This window comes from Paraburkholderia youngii (genome assembly GCF_013366925.1).
Classification (GTDB): domain Bacteria; phylum Pseudomonadota; class Gammaproteobacteria; order Burkholderiales; family Burkholderiaceae; genus Paraburkholderia; species Paraburkholderia youngii.
The window spans coordinates 590,334-610,184 of record NZ_JAALDK010000001.1; the positions used below are offsets into that span (position 1 = coordinate 590,334).

Below are 19,851 nucleotides of genomic sequence, written 5' to 3' on the forward strand. Positions count from 1 at the left end.
ACAGGCAGATGAAACATCGGCCTGTGCGTCTTATATGTTTTTGTGATTAGTTTATGAGGTGCCGCAAATGGCCGCGGACAGCCGGCGCAGGCCGGTGGCACGATGGATGCGGACGCATTCGGGTAACATGCGTCAGGTTGGCGCGCCGCTCGGTTCAGCGCGCCCGTTGCAACGGGGCCGTGAGCCCGTTTCGTTTTTTCAGCGGTCCAGTTCGTACCATCATGATTATTACTTCGCTGCTCGATACCGATCTGTACAAGTTCACGATGATGCAGGTGGTGTTGCATCACTTCCCCGCCGCGAACGTGGAGTACCGCTTCCGCTGCCGCACGCCGAACGTCGATCTGGTGCCCTACATCGGCGAGATTCGCGACGAAGTGCGCAAGCTCTGCGAACTGCGTTTCACCGACGATGAACTCGACTACCTGCGCCGCATGCGCTTCATCAAGGGCGACTTCATCGAGTTCCTCGCGCTGTTCCATCTGAACGAGAAGTACATTTCGATCACGCCGTCGCCGAAGGGCAATGGCGAAATCGACATCGACATCAAGGGGCCGTGGCTGCATACGATCCTCTTCGAAATCCCGGTGCTCGCGATCGTCAACGAAGTCTATTTCCGCAACACGCAGCAAACGCCCGACTATCACGTAGGCCGCGGCCGTCTGCTCGACAAGATCCAACTGCTCGGCGCGCGTCCCGAATACGCCGACTGCAAGATCGCCGATTACGGCACGCGCCGCCGCTTCTCGAAGCAATGGCACGAGGAGGTGATCCTCACGCTGAAGGACGGCCTCGGCGAGCAGTTCGCCGGCACGAGCAACGTCTTCTACGCGATGAAGCACAGCCTGACGCCGCTCGGCACGATGGCGCACGAGTACCTGCAGGCCTGCCAGGCGCTCGGTCCGCGGCTGCGCGACTCGCAGATCTTCGGCTTCGAGATGTGGGCGAAGGAATATCGCGGCGACCTCGGGATTGCGCTCTCCGACGTGTACGGCATGCAGGCGTTCCTGCGCGACTTCGACATGTACTTCTGCAAGCTGTTCGACGGCGCTCGCCACGATTCCGGCGATCCGTTCGACTGGGGCGAGCGCCTGCTCAAGCACTACGAGGCGAATCGCTGCGACCCGCGCACCAAGGTCCTCGTGTTCTCCGACGCACTCGACATCCCGAAGGTGCTGCAGCTCTACGAGCGCTTCCGCGGCCGCTGCAAGCTCGCGTTCGGGGTGGGCACCAATCTGACCAACGACCTCGGCTACAACCCACTGCAAATCGTGATCAAGATGGTCCGCTGCAACGGTCAGCCGGTCGCGAAATTGTCCGATTCGCCGGGCAAGAACATGTGCGAGGACAAGGCGTATCTCGCGTATCTGCGCCAGGTGTTCGGCATCGCGCAGCCGGAAGAAGAGGCGGCCAAATAGCGCGCTTCGCGGCCTGCCGTTCGGTTCGTCGCCTGTTCATGATCTGCTCGCGTTCGGGGTGGTGCGGCGAACAGTGTCGCCGCACTCCCGGCGCCCGGCAATATGCCGTTCGGCCAGGGTGTTTGCATGGAATGCCACCGGTATAATCCTCGCCATATCGCACGGCTGTCGACACGAGGATTTCGCCCATGGACACATCGATTGCCCGCCGCAACATCCTGGCGCGCATCCGCGCCGCGCAAGGGCGCGAGCCCGAGCCGAGCGCCGCCGAGCGCGAAGCCGCGGCGGACTATCTCGCGCGTCATCCGGCCGGGCCGCGTCCGGACATCCCCGCCGATCTGCGCGCGCAGTTCATTGAAGAAGCGCAGAAGATGGCGACCACCGTCGACACCGTTCAAACCCTCGCCGATGTGCCCGCCGCCGCGCATCGCTATCTGACCCAACAGGGCTTGCCGTTGCAGGCCATCGCATGGCAAACGCTGCGCGATCTGCCGTGGGCCGAAGCCGGCCTCGCCGTCGAATTTCGCAAACCTCAAGACCACGACGCGGTCGGTCTCACCGGCTGCTTCTGCGCGACCGCGGAGACAGGCACACTCGTGTTGCTGTCCGGACCCGAGACGTATGCGTCGGCCGGGCTGCTTCCGGAGACGCATATCGCGATCGTGCCGGCGTCGCGCATCGTCGCGGGTCATGAGGAGGCGTTCGGTCTGATTCGCAAGGAGCGCGGTGAACTGCCGCGCGCGCTCAATTTCATATCGGGGCCGTCGCGCACCGGCGATATCGAGCAGACCATCGTGTTGGGCGCGCACGGCCCTTACCGCGTGCATGCGATCGTCGTGCAGGATGCTTGAACGCGTCGCACGGCGGCTTGCTGTCGCATATGCGACACACGCGGTATCCGTCGTTCGTGCGTTGGCAAACCGTCGCGCGTCCTGTATCGGCATGAGTTCGCTGTCTGGTCGCGCGGGCCTGTGGCTCGCCGTTGCCTCCATGCTCGCGCTGTGTGCGCCGTCCGTGCAGGCTGCGACGCTCGACGGTGCGCGCTTGTCAGCGCTGTGGGGCTTGCCCTTCGCGGGTGTGCTGCTGTCGATCGCGATCTTTCCGCTGATCGCGCCAGCCTTCTGGCATCACCATTTTGGCAAGATCGCCGCGGCGTGGGCGCTCGCGTTCATCGTGCCGTTCGGCGTGAGCTTCGGCACGAGCGCCGCGCTAGGCGCGCTCGCGCATGCCATGCTCGACGAGTACATCCCGTTCATCATTCTGCTGACCGCGCTCTACACCGTCGCGGGCGGCATCTGCGTGCGCGGCAATCTGCACGGCACGCCGCGCCTGAACACCGCGATTCTCGCGCTCGGCACGTTGCTCGCGAGCGTGATGGGGACGACCGGCGCGGCAATGCTGCTGATCCGCCCGCTGCTGCGCGCCAACGACAATCGCCGCCATGTGACCCACGTGGTGGTGTTCTTTATCTTCCTCGTCGCGAACATTGGGGGCGCGCTGTCGCCGCTCGGCGATCCGCCGCTCTTCCTCGGCTTTCTCGAAGGCGTGAATTTTTTCTGGACCACCACGCATCTCGCGGCTCCGATGCTGTTCGTGAGCGGCATGCTGCTCGCCGCTTTCTATGCACTCGACTCGTACTATTTTCACCAGCGCGAGGAGGCGCGTTCCGCCTTCCTCGATCCGACGCCCGACGGCGCGCCGCTCGGCATCGACGGCAAGATCAATTTCGTGCTGCTCGCCGCGGCGATCGCGCTCGTGCTGATGAGCGGACTGTGGCGCCCGCAAATCACATTCGACGTACTGGGTGCCCACGTCGCGTTGCAAAACATCGTGCGCGACGCCGCGCTGATCGTCGTCACGCTGCTGTCGCTCGCGTGGACTCCGCGCGCCGCCCGTGCCGGCAATGACTTCAACTGGGCGCCGATCGAGGAAGTCGCCAAACTGTTCGCCGGCATCTTCGTGACGATCGTGCCGGTCATCATGATCCTGCGCGCGGGGGAAGCCGGCGCGTTCGCGGGCATCGTCCATCTGGTCAACGATCCGTCGGGCGAGCCGCGCGACATCATGTACTTCTGGGCGACCGGCCTGCTATCTTCGTTTCTCGACAACGCGCCGACCTATCTCGTGTTCTTCAATTTGGCCGGCGGCGACGCGCAGACGTTGATGACCACCGGAGCAACCACGCTCGCGGCGATTTCGGCCGGTGCCGTGTTCATGGGTGCCAATACCTATATTGGCAACGCGCCGAACTTCATGGTGAAGGCGATGGCGCAATCGCGCGGCGTGCGCATGCCGAGCTTTTTCGCATATATGGGCTGGTCCGGCGCGATGTTGCTGCCGTTGTTCGCGCTGACCGGCTGGCTCTTTTTTCGACGCTGACTCTGCAACGCCGAGGCACTCCCTCGACGTGCGATACGGAGACTTGCAATGCAGAAAATCCTCGTTGCCCGTTCGATCTTTCCCGATGTGATCGACCGGCTCAAACAATACTTCGACGTCGACTGGAACGAGGGCGACGTGTTGCCCGCCGAGGAGCTGAAGCGCCGTCTCGCCGACAAGGACGGCGCGCTGACGGCCGGCGAGATGATCGATGCGGCCGTGCTCGCCGCGGCGCCGCGTTTGCGCGTCGTGTCGAACATGGCAGTCGGCTACAACAACTTCGACATGGCCGCGTTCAACGCGGCGAACGTGCTCGGCACCAACACGCCAGACGTGCTGAACGAATCGACCGCCGACTTCGGCTGGGCGCTGATGATGGCTGCCGCGCGCCGCATCGCCGAGTCGGAGCACTGGCTGCGCGCGGGGCTCTGGCAGAAGTGGAGCTACGACGGCTTTCTCGGCAGCGACCTGTACGGCTCGACGCTGGGCGTGATCGGCATGGGCCGCATCGGCCAGGCGCTCGCGCGGCGCGCGCAGGGCTTCAACATGCGAGTCATATATCACAACCGCTCGCGCGTCGCGCCGCAAATCGAGGCCGAGCTGAACGCGGAATACGTGTCGAAAGAGGATCTGCTGCGGCGCGCCGACCACGTCGTGCTGGTGCTGCCGTACACCAAAAACAACCACCACACGATCGGCGCGGCCGAACTCGCGCTGATGAAGCCGAGCGCGACGCTGACGAACATCGCGCGCGGCGGCATCGTCGACGATGCCGCATTGGCCGACGCGCTGCGTGACAGGCGCATCGCGGCGGCCGGTCTCGACGTGTTCGAGGGCGAACCGAATCTGAATCCGGCGCTGCTCAGCGTGCCGAACGTGGTGCTGACGCCGCACATCGCGAGCGCGACCGAAACCACGCGCCGTGCGATGGCGAACCTCGCCGCGGACAATCTGATCGCCGGGCTCGGCGTAGGACCGCGCGCCGGTCAGCCGCCGAATCCGATCAACCCCGACGTGATCGGCAAGGCGCGTTCATGACGATGATTCTGGTGGCGGCCGTCGCGGTGCTGGCGGTCGCCCTCGTGATCGCATTGGCCTTACTGGTGCGCGGTCATGACCGCACGGAGCAGCACGAGCAGTTCGCGATGCTCAACGAACGCGTCGATGCCGTCGTCGATGCTCAGGTGCATACCGCCGAGCGGCTCGAGCGGCAACTGCGCAACGACATCGCCGAGACCGCCCGTGTATCGCGCACCGAGCAAAGCGGCGGCTTCGCGCAGTTTCAACAAACCCTCGCCGCGCAGTTCGGCAGCATGACGACGGTGCAGGGCGGCAAGATCGACGGCTTTGCGCAGCAGCTGGACGCCGTGCGTCACAGCCTGCAGGCGCAGGCGCAGCAGGCGCGCGACGAGCAGGGCCGCTCGCTCAAGCAGTTCGGCGACACGCTGAGCCTGCAGCTCGGGCAACTGACCGAGGCGAACGACCGGCGCTTCGCCGAAGTGCGCGCGACGATCGAGCAACGTCTGAGGGACATCGAGGCGAACAACGCGACGCGGCTCGAGGAGATGCGCCGCACCGTCGACGAAAAACTGCACGCGACGCTCGAACAGCGGCTCGGCGAATCGTTCAAGCTCGTGTCCGACCGGCTCGAACAGGTGCATCGCGGGCTCGGCGAAATGCAGACGCTGGCGGCGGGCGTCGGCGATCTGAAGCGCGTGCTGACCAACGTGAAGACACGCGGCACGTGGGGCGAAGTGCAGCTCGAAGCCTTGCTCGAACAACTGCTGACCGCCGATCAATACGCGAAGAACGTCGCGACGGTGCCGAAGAGCGCCGATCGCGTGGAGTTCGCGATTCGGCTGCCGGGGCGCCCGGAACCGGGCGGCGCGAATACGCCGGTATGGCTGCCGATCGACGCCAAATTCCCGCGCGAGGACTACGAGCGGCTGATCGAGGCGCAGGAGCGCGCCGATCCGGTCGCGGTCGAGGAAGCATCGCGCGCGCTTGAAGTGCGGATTCGCGCGGAGGCGCGCACCATCGCGGAGAAGTACGTGGCGCCGCCGCATACGACCGACTTCGCGCTGCTGTTTTTGCCGACCGAAGGCCTGTACGCGGAAGTGTTGCGCCGGCCGGGGCTCACGGATCTGCTGCAGCGCGACTATCGCGTGACGATTGCGGGGCCCACCACGCTGACCGCGTTGCTCAATAGTCTGCAGATGGGTTTCCGCACGCTCGCGATCGAAAAACGTTCGAGCGAGGTGTGGCAGGTGCTCGGCGCGGTGAAAACGGAGTTCGGCAAATTCGGCGACGTGCTCGCGAGGACCAAGGCGCAGCTCGAAACCGTCACACGTTCGATCGAGGCCGCCGAAACGCGCACGCGCATGATGAACCGCAAGCTGCGCGACGTCGAAGCGTTGCCGGGCGAGGAGGCGAGTGGGCTGCTCGGCGATGCGCTGTCGGGTGTGGAACCCGATGAGCAATGAGGGGCGAGGCGCTGGAATTCAGGCTCTTTCAGCTAGCCGCTCCTGCGCATCGCCCGTCACGCTTCTTCCGGTGCGTCGGCCAGATGGATTTCGATACCACCGAAGCGCGACGCGACCCAGTTGTACGCGTGGCACGCGATCCACAACAGGACGAAGCCGAGGATCGCGTTCAACAGCAGCGCGCTGAACACGGTGCTCAGTTCCACCGAGCCATAGCGCACGAACGCGACCACCACGCCGAGCAGCACGATCGGCACCGAGAATGTCAGATACACGAGGATCAGCGCTTTGGCCGTCTGTCCTGGTGCGATGAACGAGATCTGTTTTTTCATGTAAGTCAAACCCCAGTGTGTCTTAGTAGTGGTAGTGGGTGGAGTGCGGATCAGGTACTGATGTAGTGCCGATGTCGTGCGATCGATGCGTCGCCTGGAACGTCAGATGAGACCGTCGAACAGCATGATCGACACGCGATCGCCGACGTCGATTTCGCCCTCGTCGTGGCCAAGCACGATGAAGCAGTTCGCTTCGCTCATCGAGCTCAGCACGCCGGAGCTTTGCGAACCGGTCGGGCTCACGTGCCAGTGTCCGTGCGCGTCCTGTTCGGCGATGCCGCGCTGGAATTCGGTGCGGCCCGCGCGCTTGTCCATCGCCACGCGGCTCGCCGCGTGAATCACCGGCAACGGCCGCGGCGTCGCGCCGGCCATCAGCAGCAGCGCTTCGCGCACGATCTGATAGAACGTCACCATCACGGCGACCGGATTGCCGGGCAGGCCGAAGAATAGCGCAGGTTTGCCGAGCCCCGGCTGTGCACCGGACCACAGGCGGCCGAACGCGAGCGGCCGGCCGGGGCGCATCGCGAGACTCCAGAAGGCGACGTCGCCGAAAGTCTGCAGCAGTTGCTTCGTGAAGTCCGCTTCGCCGACCGACACGCCGCCCGAAGTCAGCACCACGTCGGCATTGGCCGCGGCGCTGTGCAGCGCGGCTTCGAGCGCGGCCGGCTCGTCACGCACGACGCCGAGATCGAGGGCGTCGACGTTCAGACGCCGCAGCATCGCAAACAGCGTGTAGCGGTTGCTGTCGTAGACCGAGCCGGCGTCGAGCGGTTCGCCGAGCGAGCGCAGTTCGTCGCCGGTCGAAAAGAACGCAACCCGCAGACGCCGCCGCACGCTGACTTCGCCGATGCCAAGCGACGCGAGCAGACCGAGGTCCGACGCGCGCACGATGCGCCCGGCATGCAGCGCGACGTGGCCACGCGCGAGATCTTCGCCGGCGCGACGGCGGTTCGCGCCCGCCGAGAGCGCGCTGGCCGCGAAGCGGATCGAAGGGGAATCCGCGCTATCGCGCTCGACCCGCTCTTGCGGCACGACGGTGTCGCAGCCGGAGGGCATGCAGGCGCCCGTCATCACGCGCACGCACTGGTTCGCCGCGACGCGGCCCGTGAACGGATGGCCCGCGAGCGCCTTGCCGGCGACCGTCAGCTCGACGCTGTCCGCGCCGCCTCGCGTACCGGCCGCGAGCGCCGCGTGATTGAACGCGTAGCCGTCCATCGCGGAGTTGTCGTGCGCGGGCACGTCGATCGGCGACACGATGTCGGCGGCGAGCACGCGCTCGAGCGCGTCGCGCAATGCCACGCGCTCGACGGCCGCCACGGGCGTCGCCCACTGCCGGACGATCGCCTGAGCGGCCGGGACGGGTAGCGCATGAGGATCGTACTGCGCGACGCAGCGTGAAAAGTCGTTGAGCGTGGTCATGAATGGCTGGGCGTCGCGACCGGAGACGGGCGCGGCTATTGCCGTGCGGCCGGAGCGGATGTCAGCCGGGGCCTCGATTCCGTTCGAGGTCGGCGAGTTCTTGTAACGAGTTGGCATTGTAGAACGCGCGCTCGTCGGCAAAGACGACTTCGACCGTCTTGTGGCGCGCGTACCACGCGCGGACCTTGCGTTCCCCGGCGGCCAGAAACGCGGCCAGGTCGTCCGCGACGGCGGTGCGCATCAGCGCGAACACCGGGTGCAGCATCGTCTCGCCACGGATGTCGATGGTGGTGACGGTCACGATATCGGCGTGGTTTGCGTCGAGCGCATCAGCGAGGCGCGCGGCGAGGTCGGCCGGCAGCCATGGCGAATCGCAGGGCACGCTCAGCAGGTAGGCCGTGCCGGCGGCACGCAGTCCGGCGAGCATGCCGGCGAGCGGGCCGGGAAAGTCGGAGAGCGTATCAGCGACGACCGTCGCGCGATACGGCGCGCCGAGCGCGGCATAGATGTCGGGATGGCGGTTCGCGCTGATCATCAGCGGGCCGGTCTGCGGCACGAGACGTCGGAGCACGTGAGCGGCGAGCGCTTCGCCGTGCAGCGGTTGCAGCCCCTTGTCGACGCCGCCCATGCGCGTGCCGCGGCCGCCCGCAAGCACGAGGCCGGTGATCTGTTCGCGGGGGATGGACATGCGCCGGCCGCTCAGCCGCCGATGTAGGACATTTCGACGCGATGCCCGGCCGCCTCGCTCGAATCGGCCGGCTGACTGCCGCGCAGCAGCGAGTAGCGGTCACTGCGGCCCTGCCAGATTTCGGCGATGGCGGTGGCGATCTCGGCATCGCTCGCGCCGCCGCGCAACAGCGCGCGCAGGTCATGCCCGCTCGATGCGAACAGGCACAGGTACAGCTTGCCCTCGGTCGACAAACGCGCGCGCGTGCAATTGCCGCAGAACGCGCGGGTCACGCTCGAAATGACGCCGATCTCGCCGCCGCCGTCGACATAGCCCCAGCGTTGCGCGGTTTCGGCGGCGCTGTGCGCTTCGAGCGGAAGGAGCGGGAAATGCTCGGCGATGCGCGTGACGACGTCGGCGGAAGGCAGCACTTCGGTCATGTTCCAGCCGTTCGAGGTGCCGACGTCCATGTACTCGATGAAGCGCAGCACCGTGCCCGTGCCTCTGAAATGACGCGCCATCGGGACGATTTCGCCGTCGTTGGTACCGCGTTTGACGACCATGTTCACTTTGATCGGCGCGAGCCCGACCGCCTGAGCGGCGGCGATGCCGTCGAGCACGTCGGCGACCGCGAAGTCGGCGTCGTTCATGCGGCGAAACAGTGCGTCGTCGAGCGCGTCGAGGCTGACGGTGACGCGCGAGAGGCCGGCGTCCTTCAGGCTGCGCGCCTTGCGCGCCAGCAGCGAGCCGTTGGTGGTCAGCGTGAGATCGAGCGGACGGCCGGCGGGGGTGGTCAAGCGGGCGAGCCGGTCGATCAGGAATTCGAGGTTCTTGCGCAGCAGCGGCTCGCCGCCCGTCAGGCGAATCTTCTCGACGCCATGCGCGACGAACAGCTGCGCGAGCCGCTCGATCTCCTCGAAGCTCAACAGCGCGCTGTGCGGCAGGAACGCATAGTCCTTGTCGAACACCGCGCGCGGCATGCAGTAGACGCAACGGAAGTTGCAGCGGTCCGTCACCGAGATGCGCAGATCGTGCAGCGGACGCGCGAGCGCATCGTGCAGCGCGCCGCTAGGCGTCTGCTCTGGGCCGGTGATGACCGGCGCCGCGCTGAAATCGGCAACAGGGATGATGCGTCGTGACATGAAGTGCTTCGTCAGAGGCTTTATCGGACGGCGGATGATTAATTCTATCGGAAATGCCCGTGGTGGCAGGCGGCCGGCGCACGTGGTGGGGGTTTACGGGGAGCGACGTGACGCGGCTCGCGGCCAGGATGGGTCACCCCCCAAAAAAAAGCCCGCCGGGAAGGGCGGGCTTTTTCTAGTACAACGACGCGGCTTACTGCGGATGCTTGATCGTTTCGACCTGTTGCATCGGCGTGTTGTCGACCGGCGGCAGCGCCTTGCGCTCACGGACCACACGCGGCGGCTTGACCGTCTGCGCCGCCGCTTCCTGCGCGGCACGCAGTTTGTCGGCGTCGGTGTTCACCCAGATCAGGCCAGCTTGCTCGAGGATCGGCTGCAATGCATCGGCCGATGCGGCGGCGGGCGCTGCGCTGCGCACGGGAGCCGGCTGCGCGGCCGCGGCGACAGGCGCCGGTTCGGACACGGCCGGTTCCGGCGCGACGACCGGTTGCGGCTCGACGATCTCGGCCTGCGGTGCCGGCACGGCTGCCGGTGCCTCGACGATCGTGGCCGGAGCCGCGGTGTCGAGCGCAGCCTGGGCGGCTTGCGGTTCGGTCGGGACGGTCGGCTGCACTTCCAGCGCCGGCTCGACTGCCGGCGATTCGGCATGCGCGGCAGGTTCGACCGGAGCAACCGGCGCGACCGGTTCGCTCGCGGCCGGCGCGGCTTGCTCTGCTTGCACCGGCGTTTCGATAGCCGGTTGCGCCGCCACCGGAGCTTGCTCGACTGGCACGACCTTTTCGGTCTTCGCGGCATTTTCCGCGGCGAGAGCCGGCGTTTCGGCTGCCGCATGCAGTTCGGTCACGACGGCGCTTTGCGTTGCGACAGCGGCGACCACCACTTCGACCGGGGTCACGTCCTTCGCTTCGCTGACCGTACGCGTGTGCTCGACAGGCTGCTCGATACGCACCGGCGCTTCGTCGCTGGCGGCAACGTTGTCACCTTCCGCTTCCGCGACGTCCGCCGCGAGGTTGCCATTCACGTCCTCTTCACGCTCGCGACGACCACCACGACGGCCGCGACGGCGACGACGACGCTCTTCACCGTCCCGTGCGACCGCTTCCTGATCGACCGGCACGCCGTTTTCACCGGCTGCGGCGCGGTTGCGGGCGAGTTCGTCGGCGGCTTGCGTGTCGGTTTGCGTGAGTGCCGCGGCGGCTTCCGCCTGCGGCTTGCGACGCTCGCCACGCTCGACGCGTTCAGCGCGTTCGCCACGCTCGCGGCGCTCACCGCGTTCCTGACGTTCGGCGCGTGCCGTGCCTTCGACTGCTTCCGCGCGCTCGGCGCCGCGGGTGTCGCGTTCGCGTGCTTCACGCGGCTCGCGAGCCTCGCGCGGTTCGCGGCCTTCACGAGCCTCACGCGGTTCGCGTTGCTCACGCGGCGCGCGCGGCTCACGGCCCTCGCGTGCCTCGCGGCCTTCGCGTTCCTCGCGACGCTGCGACGGCTGCTGAGCTTGCGGCTGACGGCCGCCGGTGACGCCTTCGCCACGCGCTGCCGCGTCGCGGCCGCCTGCGCCGCCACGGCGATTGCGGTTGCGATCGCCGCCGCGCTCGCCGGTGCGCTCACCGCGCTCGGCGCGTTCGCCGCGTTGCGGACGGGCCTGCTTGTCGGTCGTGGCCGGTGCGGCAGGTGCCGGAGCGGCCGGCTGCATGCCGAACAGATTCTTCAGCCAGCCGATGAAGCCGCCGCTGGCCGGCGTCACCGCGACCGGAGCGGGGGTAGCCGCCGGGCGGACCGGCGCGCTCGGAGCCGGCTTCTCGGGCGTGATGCCCTTGACCGCCGCTTCCTGCTTCGGCTTCACTTCCTCGGTGCGCTTGCTGTAGCCGGTTTCCGATTCGAGCTCGCGGGCTGCTTCTTCGGCCATCTTCCACGATGCGCGCGGATCGTCGAGGCGCGCGTCGTCGTGACGCAGACGCTCGAGCTTGTAGTGCGGCGTATCGAGGTGCTTGTTGGGGATCAGCACGACGTTGACCTTGAAACGCGACTCGATCTTGTTGATTTCGGCGCGCTTCTCGTTCAACAGGAAGGCGGTCACTTCGACCGGCACCTGGCAGTGGATCGCCGCGGTGTTTTCCTTCATCGCTTCTTCCTGAATGATCCGCAGCACCTGCAGCGCGGACGATTCGGTATCGCGGATGTGACCCGTGCCGTTACAACGCGGACACGTGACGTGACTGCCTTCCGACAGCGCCGGACGCAGACGCTGGCGCGACAGCTCCATCAGGCCGAAGCGCGAAATCTTGCCCATCTGGACGCGGGCGCGGTCGTGCTTCAGCGCGTCTTTAAGACGCTGCTCGACTTCGCGCTGGCTCTTGGCCGATTCCATGTCGATGAAGTCGATCACGATCAGCCCGCCCAGGTCGCGCAGACGCAGCTGGCGGGCGACTTCGTCGGCGGCTTCGAGGTTCGTGCGCGCGGCGGTTTCCTCGATGTCGGCGCCCTTGGTGGCGCGCGCCGAGTTCACGTCGATCGCGACGAGCGCTTCGGTGTGGTCGATCACGATCGCGCCGCCCGACGGCAGCGGCACGGTGCGCGAGTACGCGGTTTCGATCTGGTGCTCGATCTGGAAACGCGAGAACAGCGGCACGTCGTCGTGATACCGCTTCACCTTGCTGACATTATCCGGCATCACGATGTCCATGAAGGCGCGTGCCTGGTCATGGATTTCGGTCGTGTCGATCAGGATTTCGCCGATATCGGGCTGGAAGTAGTCGCGAATCGCGCGGATCACGAGGCTCGATTCGAGATAGATCAGCATCGGCTGGCCGGCCGTGCCGCTTTGCGACGCGGCTTCGATCGCGCGCCATAGCTGCATCAGGTAGTTCAGGTCCCATTGCAGCTCTTCGGCGCTGCGGCCGATGCCCGCCGTGCGCGCGATGATGCTCATGCCTTCCGGCAGTTGCAGCTGCGCCATGGTTTCGCGCAGTTCCTGACGGTCGTCGCCTTCGATCCGGCGCGACACGCCGCCGCCACGCGGGTTATTCGGCATCAGGACCAGATAGCGGCCGGCGAGCGAGATGAACGTGGTCAGGGCCGCGCCCTTGTTGCCGCGTTCTTCTTTTTCGACCTGGACGATCAGTTCCTGACCTTCCTTCAGCGCGTCCTGGATGCGTGCAGAACGCATGTCGACGCCATCGCGGAAGTACTGCCGGGCGACTTCCTTGAACGGCAGGAAGCCGTGGCGGTCTTCGCCGTAGTTGACGAAGCAGGCCTCGAGCGACGGCTCGATGCGCGTGATGATGCCCTTGTAAATATTGCCTTTGCGCTGTTCGCGCCCGGCGGTTTCGATGTCAATGTCGATGAGTTTTTGCCCATCGACGATGGCGACGCGCAGTTCTTCCTGCTGCGTCGCATTGAACAACATTCGTTTCATTGAACGGCTCCAGAGCGGCCTCGCCGGCCCAGCTGCGCGGTTGTCAGTCGCGAGAGCGTAAAGGGCAGGCGTGCCGCGTCTTATTGTGTTTTCACAAGCACGCTGGAGCGGGAAAGATGGCGGGAGAATTGCCTGAGAGGGCCCGGCCCGATGGAAAGATGGGCACGGTGCCGCAGGGCACATGCGAACACGGCTTCAAATCATGGCCTGACACGCCGCGTTTAGCCAGCAGACCTTCATAAGTCTTCGTCCTGTGAAGCGGGCGCGCCAACTGGGCGCGCGAGCGAAGGGCCGAAGTCCGCGGTCATGCCGCAACGGGAAGTTCGCGCAGGCGGCGCGTCTTTTCCTGCTGGGGGTGTCTCGCCTTTCTTTTGACGTCGCCATGTCTTGTACTTTCTACAAGACGCCTCGGGCGCACGCCGTATTTTCGCGACTTGCAGCTTCGTCCAGCAGGGCGTCATACCACCCGGATCACGAAGCTGGAAGCTAAATTCTTTTTTACCAAAATTCCGTTACCGTCGAAGCCGACCTTGACCGAACGCGCCTGCGGGCGCCGTCCCTGCCGGGTGCTGACTTCGTGCGTGCAACTTGTTGCATCTCATTTTCAGGGTGAGCAACCAGACCCCGGCGCAAGTAAAATAACGGTTTATCGCTTGCGCTCGCGCAATCCACCCGCATTCCGGACGCTGTGCGGACACCGCGCCGGCCGTCGCGGACTGCTGGGCAAATTATATTCAGAATGAAAGAGTTAGGCAAAACATCCCAGAGATCGGTTGCAGGCGCGGTCGAAGGCTCGATTTCGGGCGACCAGGTTTCGCTGATCGAAATCGACGACCGATCAGCTGGTCAGCGCATCGATAATTTCCTGCTGCGCGTCTGCAAGGGCGTGCCGAAAAGCCATATTTACCGCATTCTGCGCAGCGGCGAAGTGCGCGTGAACAAGGGCCGGATCGATGCGCAATACCGGCTCGAACTGGGCGATCTCGTGCGCGTACCGCCGATCCGCGTCGCCCAGCCGGATCAGGCCGCGGCCCACGTGCCCGTGCCCGCGGCGGGCTTTCACATTCTGTTCGAAGACGAGCATTTGCTGGTGATCGACAAGCCAGCCGGCGTCGCGGTCCACGGCGGCAGCGGAGTCGCGTTCGGCGTGATCGAGCAGATGCGCGCGGCGCGGCCCCAGGCGAAATTCCTCGAACTCGTGCACCGGCTGGATCGCGAGACTTCGGGCATCCTGATGCTCGCGAAGAAGCGCGCGGCGCTCGTCAATCTGCACGAGCAGATTCGCGACAACCGGATGGACAAGCGCTATTACGCGTGCGTGCACGGCGAATGGGCAAGCGACTGGGGGCGCCGTCGCGCGGTGAAGGAGCCGCTGCACAAATTCCTGACCGCCGACGGCGAGCGCCGCGTGCGCGTGCAGGCCGATGGCCTCGCTTCGCACACGATTTTCAATCTGGTCGACCTCTGGCCCGAATACGCGCTGTTGGAGGCGGAACTGAAAACTGGGCGCACGCACCAGATTCGCGTGCATTTGCAGCATCTGGCGCTACCGATCGTCGGCGACGCCAAATACGGTGATTTCGCGCTTAACAAGGCTCTTGCGCGCGCGAACGCGAAGCCCGGGATCAAGCGTATGTTTCTGCACGCTTACCGGCTCAAGCTCACGCATCCGGCCACCGGCGCGCCGTTGCAACTCGAGGCGCCGCTGCCGGCCGACTGCCGCGGCTTTATAGAACAACTCAACGAACTACGCACTGGGTCCAACCCGGAGACGACCTTGCATGGCTAGAGAGCAATTTGACCTGATCGTGTTCGACTGGGATGGCACGCTGATGGATTCGACCGCGCATATCACGCGCAGCATCCAGGCGGCGTGTCGCGATCTCGGCCTGCCGGTTCCCGCCGACGAAGCCGCGAGCTATGTAATCGGCCTGGGCCTGCGCGACGCACTGCAGATCGCCGCGCCGACGCTCGATCCTGCCGACTATTCGCGGCTTTCCGAGCGTTATCGCTTTCATTTTCTGGTAAAGGACCAGACCACCGAGCTGTTCCCCGGCGTGCGCGAAATGCTTCAGGAGTTGCGCGACGTCGGCTATCTGCTCGCGGTCGCGACGGGCAAGAGCCGCGTCGGGCTCAATCGCGCGCTCGATCAGGCACGTCTGACCAGCCTGTTCGACGGCACGCGCTGCGCTGACGAAACCTTCTCGAAGCCGCATCCGGCAATGCTGCACGAGCTTACGCGCGAACTGGGGCAGGATACGGCGCGCACGGTCATGATCGGCGATACGACGCACGACTTGCAGATGGCGCTCAACGCCGGCGTGGCGGGCATCGGCGTGACTTACGGCGCGCATCCGGCGAATTCGCTGAATGCGATGTCGCCTAAGTTCGTTGCGTCGAGCATCAGCGATTTGTCCAGCTGGCTGCGGGAGAACGCATGAGCGCCGACGGCGTGAATGCCACGACGGCCGCGGCTGCGCAGGCGGTGCGCATTTGCGCGGCCGAGGATCTGGTCGACGGTGGGGAAGGCGTCCGGCGCGACGCGCGGCTCTGCGGGCAGGATGCCGTGGTGTTTTTCGTCCGCTATGATGGCTGCGCGTACGGCTATCTGAACCGCTGCGCTCACGTGCCGATGGAACTCGACTGGCAGGAAGGGCAGTTCTTCGAATCGTCCGGCTTATACTTGATGTGCGCGACACATGGCGCGATTTACGCGCCGGACACCGGCAAATGCGTCGGTGGGCCGTGTCGCGGGGGCAGATTGCGCGCCGTGCAGGTCGAGGAACGCGATACGCCTGAGGGTCGTGCGGTATTCTGGTTGCCTGACGGCGAATTGCTGCCGGTCACGCGCTGATTTCCTCTCCAATCTTTCCACTGTCCGCATGTCCGACAATTTGACCCCCGGAAGGGACCCCTCCTCGGGAGGCCGCTCCGGTGCCCCTGCCGACCAGCCCGGCTGGGAGCGTGCCGCGCTCGAGCGCATCGCGCTCGCTGCGATCAATGAGCAACGCGCCGCGCGGCGCTGGCGGATTTTTTTCCGTTTCCTGTTCCTCGGAGTGCTTGCACTAGTAGTGTGGGGCGTGCTGAGTTTTTCGGGCGAGCGGGTCGCCACGACTGGCCGACATACGGCGATGGTGTCGCTTGACGGCGAGATCTCGACGGATACGAACGCGAACGCACAAGATGTCAATACTGCCCTCGACTCCGCATTCGAAGATTCCAATACCGCCGGCGTGATTCTCTATTGCAACAGCCCGGGCGGCAGTCCGGTCCAAGCGGGCATTATCAATAGCGAAGTTCGGCGATTGCGCGGGAAATATCCCTCTGTTCCGCTGTATGTCGTAGTTGGCGATATGTGCGCATCAGGGGGCTACTACGCGGCCGCCGCGGCAGAGAAGATCTATGTAGACAAGGCGAGCATCGTCGGTTCGATCGGCGTCCTGATGGACAGCTTCGGTTTCACCGGTCTGATGGACAAGCTGGGGATTCAGCGCCGGCTGCACACCTCGGGTGAGAACAAGGGGTTTTTCGATCCGTTCTCGCCTGAAACGCCGAAGATGGACGAACATGCGCAGGTTATGCTCGATCAGATCCACTCGCAGTTCATCGATGCGGTGCGTCAGGGGCGCGGCAAGCGTCTGCATGAGACACCGGACATGTTCTCGGGTCTGTTCTGGACGGGGCAGAAGAGCGTCGAATTGGGCCTCGCGGACGGTTTTGGGGATGCGGATTACGTCGCGCGAGAGATCTTCAAAGCGCCGGATATCGTCGATTACACGGTAAAAGAGAGCATTACGGACCGCGTTGCGCGCAAATTCGGCGCTGCGGTCGGCGCCGGCGCGGTTCGGGCGATGGCGCTCGGCGCAAAAATGAATCTGCATTGAACGCGCAGTAATAAAAGAAGCCCGCGCGGTCGGCTTTGGCCGATTGCGAGGGCTTTGTCTTTGCGGGCACGTTTCGGGGCGGCGTGGTGTTCGCTGTCTGCCCGGTACTCGCGCTCAGGCCGCCAGAATCAGAAAAATCGCCGGCCGCTTATGCAGGTCGATCTCAGACTTCTTTTTCCAGTCCGCAACGCTCCGGCTTGCGATGACTTCGCTCGGCAGCGTCAGATCGACCGCCACACAAACGAGCGTCGACGGCGCGCAGGTCGCGAGCAACGTATCGAGCAATGCGCGATTCCGGTACGGCGTTTCGATGAAGATCTGCGTTTGCTTGCTCTTGCGCGACTGTTGCTCGAGATCGCGCAGACGTTTGGCGCGCTCGGCGGCGTCGACGGGCAGGTAGCCGTGAAACGCGAAAGTCTGGCCGTTCAGCCCCGACGCCATAAGCGCGAGCAGAATCGAACTCGGTCCGACCAGCGGCACGACTTTCACGCCGCGCTCGTGCGCGCGTCGCACGAGTAGTGCGCCCGGGTCCGCGACTGCCGGGCAGCCAGCCTCGGAGACGAGGCCTGCGTCGGTCCCCGAGAGCAGCGGCGCGAGCAGCTTGTCAATTTCCCCGCCCGGCGTATTGACGTTCAGTTCGCGAATCTCGATCTCCTGAATGGGCCGTTCGGTGCCGACTTTTTTCAGGAACGCGCGCGTGGTTTTCGCGTTTTCGCCAATGTAATAGTGCAGCGACGCCGCACGGGCGCGCACGGGCGCGGGCAGCACCAGCTCGAGTGCGCTTGCGTCGCCTTCGCCGAGTGTGTTCGGAATCAGATAGAGCGTACCGGTCATCATGCCCCCAGAAGCGGATAGTCGGCCGCGAGCAGCATGTGCGACAACGCGATGAGCGGCAGGCCGACGAGCGCGGTCGGGTCGTCGGAATGGATCGCCTCCAGCAGCGCGATGCCGAGTCCTTCGGATTTGGCGCTGCCGGCCACGTCGTACGGCGTTTCGGCGCGCAGATACGCGTCGAGGGCCGCGTCCGGCAGGTTGCGAAAGCGCACGCGGGTGATCACATCGACGGTCTGCGCGCTGTCCGTCGCGCTGTCGAACAGACACAGTGCGCTATGGAACAGCACCTCGCGACCACGCATCGCCTGCAACTGCGCGAGCGCCCTGTCGTGCGTGCCGGGTTTGCCGATCTGCAGGCCGTCATAGGTGGCGACCTGGTCGGAGCCGATCACGAGCGCGCGTTCGGCGGCGGCGAGGCATTTGGCGACCGCGCGCGCTTTGGCTTCGGCGAGGCGCAGCGCGGTGGTATCGGGTGTTTCACCGGCGAGTGGGGTTTCGTCGATCGCGGGCACGACGATGTCGAACGGCACGCGCAGGCGTTCGAGCAACTCGCGGCGATACTGCGAACTCGATGCCAGAATCAGGCGTGGCGGGCATTTGGAGGAATCAGACATGGTTTGCGGGCAACGGAAGAGGCGGGTCGTACGGGGTCGCGCGAGGCTCGTGTGCGTACGGGCTTAAGTGTTTGACTCGAAAAGACAAAACGGATATGATTTTGGGCTTTTCACGGTATGCTTGCGCCTGAAGGGTCTCGGCGCGTTCAGCGGCTTTCGGCAGCCGGAAGGTCGAAGAAAGCTCGGCAGGTTGAACGCAATGGCCACTGGCTGCCTCGCACACCGGATTATCTTCGCGGCGGATCTGATCGTCCTTCGCGAATCACCCCGGCAACTTGCTTGCCGACGCAGGAGCGCACATGACTCAACATCCTGGCAAACCTGCAGGTCCGTCCGACCCGCATGAACTCGATCTGTTCGAATTTGCGCGAAGTGGGCGTCAGGCTGCGGGTGTCGTGCGCGTCTCGCAACTGCCGCGCATGTTAAACGAAGTCCCGGCGGAAGCGCCAGATCGCGACACCGCGTTCACATGGCAGGCCGAAGGGACGACGCAACCGGAATTGCAGGACGACGGCACCGAAGGTCCCCAGCCTTATCTGCGGCTGGCGATTCATGGTGCCGCGTGGCTCGAATGCCAGCGGTGCTTGACGCCGTATTCGCAGGCGTTCAACGTCGATGCAACTTACCGGATCGTCAGTACGGAGGCGGAAGCCGAAGAGTTTCCGCTCGACGAGGATGAAGTCGAGGTGATCGTGGGCTCGCGCCAGTTCGATCTCATCGACTTGATCGAAGAAGAGTTGCTGCTTTCCTTGCCGCTCGTGCCGAAACACGAGGTCTGTCCTGAAGTGCACGAGAGCCTTGTCTCGGGTGCGGACGGCAGCGAAGGGGAGGGTGACGAAGCCGCGCAGCACGAAGCTGGCGATATCGGCGAGCCGGATCAATCCAGCGAGCGGCGCAATCCGTTCGCGGCGCTCGAGAGTCTGAAACGCGACGAACCGGGCGGCAAGAAGCACTGAATAGTTGCAGGGGGCGCGATGCTGGCGCATTGGCCATTCGGCCAGTGGTTAAGTCCGTATCGGGCTGTGTTAGAATTCGGAAAATTTTTTGGAGTTTTAGTCATGGCAGTTCAACAAAACAAGAAGTCGCCGTCGAAGCGCGGCATGCACCGTTCGCACGATTTCCTGACGGCAGCGCCGCTGGCCGTTGAGCCGAGCACGGGCGAAGTGCATCTGCGTCACCACATCAGCCCGAACGGCTACTATCGCGGCAAGAAAGTCGTCAAGACGAAGAACGACTAATCGTTGACTGCGATGCGCCCTGTGGCGTT

General features: G+C 65.0%; 18 protein-coding genes. 11 read left to right on the forward strand and 7 right to left on the reverse strand.

The annotated features are described in order from the left end of the window. The first annotated feature begins 221 nt into the window (after positions 1-221). From pncB to G5S42_RS02825, 5 genes are all read left to right on the forward strand, one after another. Positions 222-1,418, forward strand: coding sequence for a nicotinate phosphoribosyltransferase (gene pncB / locus G5S42_RS02805; RefSeq protein WP_176105439.1), 1,197 nt, complete (start codon positions 222-224; stop codon positions 1,416-1,418). 188 nt (positions 1,419-1,606) lie between these two features. Beyond that, positions 1,607-2,269, forward strand: a complete 663-nt coding sequence (locus G5S42_RS02810) for a LutC/YkgG family protein (RefSeq protein ID WP_176105440.1) — start codon at positions 1,607-1,609, stop codon at positions 2,267-2,269. Positions 2,270-2,408: 139 nt separating this feature from the next. Further along, positions 2,409-3,797, forward strand: a complete 1,389-nt coding sequence (locus G5S42_RS02815) for a sodium:proton antiporter (RefSeq protein WP_246392108.1) — start codon at positions 2,409-2,411, stop codon at positions 3,795-3,797. Positions 3,798-3,845: 48 nt separating this feature from the next. Then, positions 3,846-4,835, forward strand: coding sequence for a 2-hydroxyacid dehydrogenase (locus G5S42_RS02820; RefSeq protein WP_176105442.1), 990 nt, complete (start codon positions 3,846-3,848; stop codon positions 4,833-4,835). Continuing rightward, positions 4,832-6,280 carry a DNA recombination protein RmuC gene (locus G5S42_RS02825; protein WP_176105443.1) on the forward strand — a complete coding sequence of 483 codons (1,449 nt, stop codon included), beginning with the start codon at positions 4,832-4,834 and terminating at the stop codon, positions 6,278-6,280. The genes G5S42_RS02820 and G5S42_RS02825 overlap by 4 nt, the downstream gene beginning before the upstream one ends. Before the next feature lie 56 nt (positions 6,281-6,336). Here the strand turns inward: G5S42_RS02825 and G5S42_RS02830 are convergent, their stop codons facing one another. From G5S42_RS02830 to G5S42_RS02850, 5 genes are all read right to left on the reverse strand, one after another. Next, positions 6,337-6,612, reverse strand: coding sequence for a hypothetical protein (locus tag G5S42_RS02830; RefSeq protein ID WP_008923126.1), 276 nt, complete (start codon positions 6,610-6,612; stop codon positions 6,337-6,339). 102 nt (positions 6,613-6,714) lie between these two features. Continuing rightward, positions 6,715-8,031: a molybdopterin molybdotransferase MoeA gene (moeA, locus tag G5S42_RS02835; protein WP_176105444.1), complete on the reverse strand. Its 1,317-nt coding sequence runs from the start codon at positions 8,029-8,031 to the stop codon at positions 6,715-6,717. 61 nt (positions 8,032-8,092) lie between these two features. Continuing rightward, positions 8,093-8,719, reverse strand: a complete 627-nt coding sequence (gene mobA / locus G5S42_RS02840; RefSeq protein ID WP_176105445.1) for a molybdenum cofactor guanylyltransferase MobA — start codon at positions 8,717-8,719, stop codon at positions 8,093-8,095. An 11-nt stretch (positions 8,720-8,730) separates the two neighbouring features. Further along, on the reverse strand, positions 8,731-9,840 hold the full coding sequence (moaA, locus tag G5S42_RS02845) for a GTP 3',8-cyclase MoaA (RefSeq protein WP_176105446.1): 1,110 nt from the start codon (positions 9,838-9,840) through the stop codon (positions 8,731-8,733). Positions 9,841-10,033: 193 nt separating this feature from the next. Continuing rightward, on the reverse strand, positions 10,034-13,252 hold the full coding sequence (locus G5S42_RS02850; RefSeq protein WP_176105447.1) for an Rne/Rng family ribonuclease: 3,219 nt from the start codon (positions 13,250-13,252) through the stop codon (positions 10,034-10,036). Between the two features lie 739 nt (positions 13,253-13,991). Between G5S42_RS02850 and G5S42_RS02855 the strand changes: the two genes are divergently transcribed. Genes G5S42_RS02855 through G5S42_RS02870 form a run of 4 tightly spaced genes read left to right on the forward strand, consistent with a single transcriptional unit; the run spans position 13,992 to position 17,136 of the window. Then, positions 13,992-15,041: an RluA family pseudouridine synthase gene (locus tag G5S42_RS02855; RefSeq protein ID WP_176105448.1), complete on the forward strand. Its 1,050-nt coding sequence runs from the start codon at positions 13,992-13,994 to the stop codon at positions 15,039-15,041. After that, complete coding sequence (locus tag G5S42_RS02860) at positions 15,034-15,693, forward strand: HAD-IA family hydrolase (RefSeq protein ID WP_176105449.1); 660 nt, start codon at positions 15,034-15,036, stop codon at positions 15,691-15,693. Before G5S42_RS02855 ends, G5S42_RS02860 begins: the two co-directional genes overlap by 8 nt. Continuing rightward, positions 15,690-16,106, forward strand: coding sequence for a Rieske (2Fe-2S) protein (locus G5S42_RS02865; protein ID WP_176105450.1), 417 nt, complete (start codon positions 15,690-15,692; stop codon positions 16,104-16,106). Before G5S42_RS02860 ends, G5S42_RS02865 begins: the two co-directional genes overlap by 4 nt. A 28-nt stretch (positions 16,107-16,134) precedes the next feature. After that, positions 16,135-17,136 (forward strand): S49 family peptidase, encoded by a 1,002-nt coding sequence (locus G5S42_RS02870; protein WP_176110281.1) that lies wholly within the window; start codon positions 16,135-16,137, stop codon positions 17,134-17,136. 114 nt (positions 17,137-17,250) lie between these two features. Here the strand turns inward: G5S42_RS02870 and G5S42_RS02875 are convergent, their stop codons facing one another. Together G5S42_RS02875 and G5S42_RS02880 are read right to left on the reverse strand one after the other, a co-directional pair. Continuing rightward, entirely contained in the window at positions 17,251-17,970 is a 720-nt protein-coding gene (locus G5S42_RS02875; protein ID WP_176105451.1) for an SAM-dependent methyltransferase, read from the reverse strand. Then, positions 17,970-18,584 (reverse strand): Maf-like protein, encoded by a 615-nt coding sequence (locus G5S42_RS02880; RefSeq protein WP_176105452.1) that lies wholly within the window; start codon positions 18,582-18,584, stop codon positions 17,970-17,972. Before G5S42_RS02880 ends, G5S42_RS02875 begins: the two co-directional genes overlap by 1 nt. 299 nt (positions 18,585-18,883) lie before the next feature. Between G5S42_RS02880 and G5S42_RS02885 the strand changes: the two genes are divergently transcribed. Beyond that, positions 18,884-19,540: a DUF177 domain-containing protein gene (locus G5S42_RS02885; RefSeq protein ID WP_176105453.1), complete on the forward strand. Its 657-nt coding sequence runs from the start codon at positions 18,884-18,886 to the stop codon at positions 19,538-19,540. A 102-nt stretch (positions 19,541-19,642) separates the two neighbouring features. Continuing rightward, positions 19,643-19,822, forward strand: coding sequence for a 50S ribosomal protein L32 (gene rpmF / locus G5S42_RS02890; RefSeq protein ID WP_006401275.1), 180 nt, complete (start codon positions 19,643-19,645; stop codon positions 19,820-19,822). The last annotated feature ends 29 nt before the right edge of the window (positions 19,823-19,851 follow it).

Coding starts and splice junctions, on each gene's coding strand:
- pncB (WP_176105439.1), top strand. CDS start 222: ATGATTATTACTTCGCTGCTCGATACCGATCTGTACAAGTTCACGATG.
- G5S42_RS02810 (WP_176105440.1), top strand. CDS start 1,607: ATGGACACATCGATTGCCCGCCGCAACATCCTGGCGCGCATCCGCGCC.
- G5S42_RS02815 (WP_246392108.1), top strand. CDS start 2,409: ATGCTCGCGCTGTGTGCGCCGTCCGTGCAGGCTGCGACGCTCGACGGT.
- G5S42_RS02820 (WP_176105442.1), top strand. CDS start 3,846: ATGCAGAAAATCCTCGTTGCCCGTTCGATCTTTCCCGATGTGATCGAC.
- G5S42_RS02825 (WP_176105443.1), top strand. CDS start 4,832: ATGACGATGATTCTGGTGGCGGCCGTCGCGGTGCTGGCGGTCGCCCTC.
- G5S42_RS02830 (WP_008923126.1), bottom strand. CDS start 6,612: ATGAAAAAACAGATCTCGTTCATCGCACCAGGACAGACGGCCAAAGCG.
- moeA (WP_176105444.1), bottom strand. CDS start 8,031: ATGACCACGCTCAACGACTTTTCACGCTGCGTCGCGCAGTACGATCCT.
- mobA (WP_176105445.1), bottom strand. CDS start 8,719: ATGTCCATCCCCCGCGAACAGATCACCGGCCTCGTGCTTGCGGGCGGC.
- moaA (WP_176105446.1), bottom strand. CDS start 9,840: ATGTCACGACGCATCATCCCTGTTGCCGATTTCAGCGCGGCGCCGGTC.
- G5S42_RS02850 (WP_176105447.1), bottom strand. CDS start 13,252: ATGAAACGAATGTTGTTCAATGCGACGCAGCAGGAAGAACTGCGCGTC.
- G5S42_RS02855 (WP_176105448.1), top strand. CDS start 13,992: ATGAAAGAGTTAGGCAAAACATCCCAGAGATCGGTTGCAGGCGCGGTC.
- G5S42_RS02860 (WP_176105449.1), top strand. CDS start 15,034: ATGGCTAGAGAGCAATTTGACCTGATCGTGTTCGACTGGGATGGCACG.
- G5S42_RS02865 (WP_176105450.1), top strand. CDS start 15,690: ATGAGCGCCGACGGCGTGAATGCCACGACGGCCGCGGCTGCGCAGGCG.
- G5S42_RS02870 (WP_176110281.1), top strand. CDS start 16,135: ATGTCCGACAATTTGACCCCCGGAAGGGACCCCTCCTCGGGAGGCCGC.
- G5S42_RS02875 (WP_176105451.1), bottom strand. CDS start 17,970: ATGACCGGTACGCTCTATCTGATTCCGAACACACTCGGCGAAGGCGAC.
- G5S42_RS02880 (WP_176105452.1), bottom strand. CDS start 18,584: ATGTCTGATTCCTCCAAATGCCCGCCACGCCTGATTCTGGCATCGAGT.
- G5S42_RS02885 (WP_176105453.1), top strand. CDS start 18,884: ATGACTCAACATCCTGGCAAACCTGCAGGTCCGTCCGACCCGCATGAA.
- rpmF (WP_006401275.1), top strand. CDS start 19,643: ATGGCAGTTCAACAAAACAAGAAGTCGCCGTCGAAGCGCGGCATGCAC.